Source organism: Variovorax sp. WDL1, assembly GCF_001541225.1.
GTDB lineage: Bacteria > Pseudomonadota > Gammaproteobacteria > Burkholderiales > Burkholderiaceae_C > Variovorax.
This window is the reverse complement of the sequence record NZ_LMTS01000165.1, coordinates 1-2478: the sequence shown is the minus strand read 5'-3', so window position 1 is coordinate 2478 and position 2478 is coordinate 1. Positions and strand designations below refer to the sequence as shown.

Sequence of the window (2478 nt, the reverse complement as noted above, 5' to 3'; positions counted from 1 at the left end):
TGGCCAGCGACAATTATCTTGAGTGGTCGACGACAACTATCGTGAGCGGTTGACGCACGCGCCCGGGGTGCGTTTGCGGTCGGGTTTTAAAGTGGTTTGCCTCTAGAGGAGGCAGCCACCTTGCCCGGCAAACGCATATCGGATCATCAAGTGACCAAGTACAAGGAACTACGCGGCAAGCACAGCCAGGAGGTGGCGGCTGCCAAGGCCGGGGTAAGCGTAGCCAGCGCGCGGCGCATCGAATCGGCGGTGCTGCTGCCGTCCCAGAAGCCGGCGCGCAACTGGCGCACGCGCGCCGACCCGCTGACTGAGGTGTGGACGGCGGAGGTCGTGCCGATGCTGGAAGCGGCCCCTGGGCTGATGGCAGTGACGGTGCTGGAGGAGCTGCAGCTGCGATACCCGCAGCGCTTCGACGGCGCGGTGTTGCGCACGCTGCAGCGTCGGGTGCGGCAGTGGCGCGCCGAGCACGGTGGCGATCGCGAGATCTTCTTCGCCCAGGAGCATCCGCCCGGCCGGCTTGGGCTGTCGGACTTCACGGTCTGCGACGAGCTGGCCATCACCATCGTCGGCGAGGCCTTGCCGCACCGGCTGTACCAGTTCGCGTTCGCCCACAGTGGTTGGCGCCATGCCTGCATCGTGCTGGGTGGCGAGAGCTTCCAGGCGCTGGCGAGCGGTCTTCAGGAAGCACTATGGATGGCCGGTGGTGTGCCCGAAGAACATCGCACCGACAGTCTGTCGGCGGCGTTCAACAACCTGGCCGAGCAGGAGGAGCTCACCGCCCGCTACCGCGAGCTGTGCGCGCACTACGGCCTGCGCGCGAGCCGCAACAATCCGGGCGTGAGCCACGAGAACGGTTCGATCGAAGCGCGCCAGGGCAGCCTGAAGACTGCGCTGGATCAGTCGCTGCTGCTGCGCGGCACACGCGAGTTCGCGAGCCTCGATGGTTACGGCCAGTTCGTCGCCGATACCGTGCGGCGGCTGAACGCGCGCTGCGCTCGGACGTGGGAGGTCGAGCGTGCCAGCCTTCGGCCGCTGCCGGCTCGGCGAACGGCGGACTTCGAAGAGGTCGACGCGAGGGTCAGCAAGTTCGGACTGATCAGCATCAAGGCCGCCCACTACAGCGTGCCGTCCAGGCTGGTCGGCCATCGGCTGAAGGTTCGGCTCTACAGCGCGCATCTCGAAGCCTGGCTGGGCGGAGTGAAGGTGTTCGAGTGCGAGCGGTTGCGCAGCAGCGCCCAGACCAAGCATCCCAAGCGCATCGACTGGCGCCACATGCTCCCGTCGCTGCGGCGCAAGCCCGGAGCGTTCGCCCGATGGATGCTGCGCGATGCCATGTTCCCGCGCAGCGAATATGCCCAAGCCTGGGAACGCATGAGCCAGCGACTGAGCGAGCGAGAGGCCTGCCGGTTGATGGTGAACCTGCTCGATCTCGCGGATCGGGCCAATGTGGTGGCCGAGCTCGCCGGAATCCTCAGCGCCTTGGGCGAGCGCAATGAAATCCCCGACATCGAGGTGCTGAGGACGCAGTTCGCACCGCGTCCGGCATTGATGCCATTCGTGGAGGTCATGTTGCCGGCCACCGCGGTGTACGACGAACTGCTGGAGGCCGCATGAACACGATCGCATCCTCGCGCAGCGCCGCCGATGCAGCGCGCCTACCCCTCATGCTGGGGGAGCTGAGGCTTCCCACGATGAAGCGGCTGTGGGCAGACTTGGCCGAGCAGTCCAACCGCGAAGGCTGGCCGGCAGAACGCTTCCTCGGCGTGCTGCTCGAGCAGGAGGTCAACGAACGCGAAACGCGTCGGCTTGCGCGCGCCCGCATCGACAGCCAACTACCACCGGACAAGAGCTTGGCCAGCTTCGACTTCGACGCAGTTCCGGCGATCTCCAAGGCTCACGTTACCGCGTTGGCCGAGGCCGATGGCTGGCTCGCACAAGGGCACAACTTGCTCGCCTTCGGGCCACCGGGCGTGGGCAAGACCCATCTCATCGCCGGCATCGGCCATGCCCTGATCGATCACGGCTACAAGGTGCTCTTCGTGCGCACGAGCGAGCTGGTGCAACGCCTACAGGCGGCGCGCCGAGACCTTCGCTTGCCGGGCGAACTCGCCAAGCTCGATCGCTTCGACCTGATCATCCTGGACGATCTGAGCTATGCGCGCCGCGACCAGGCCGAAACCTCCGTGCTGTTCGAGCTCATCGCCGAGCGCTATGAGAGAAAGAGCATCGCCATCACGGCCAACGCACCCTTCTCGGCGTGGGACGAGGTGTTCCCCGACAAGGCCATGACGATCGCCGCGGTCGACCGCCTGGTACACCACGCCACGATCCTGGAGATGAACGTGGACAGCTACCGCCGCCGCGCTGCGTTGCCGGCTCGCCGGCAACGCAGCGCAACGACAACTACTCAATGATCTTGCTCGACCGCACCGCTCAGGATAATTGACGCTCGCCGCTCAGAATAGTTGACGCCGGGCA

General features: G+C 66.0%; 2 protein-coding genes. Both read left to right on the top strand.

What is annotated here, in order from left to right; genetic code table 11:
* The first annotated feature begins 120 nt into the window (after positions 1–120).
* On the top strand, positions 121–1614 hold the full coding sequence (gene istA / locus APY03_RS23705) for an IS21 family transposase (protein ID WP_068680682.1): 1494 nt from the start codon (positions 121–123) through the stop codon (positions 1612–1614).
* Positions 1611–2414, top strand: a complete 804-nt coding sequence (istB, locus tag APY03_RS23700; protein ID WP_068680679.1) for an IS21-like element helper ATPase IstB — start codon at positions 1611–1613, stop codon at positions 2412–2414. Before istA ends, istB begins: the two co-directional genes overlap by 4 nt.
* The last annotated feature ends 64 nt before the right edge of the window (positions 2415–2478 follow it).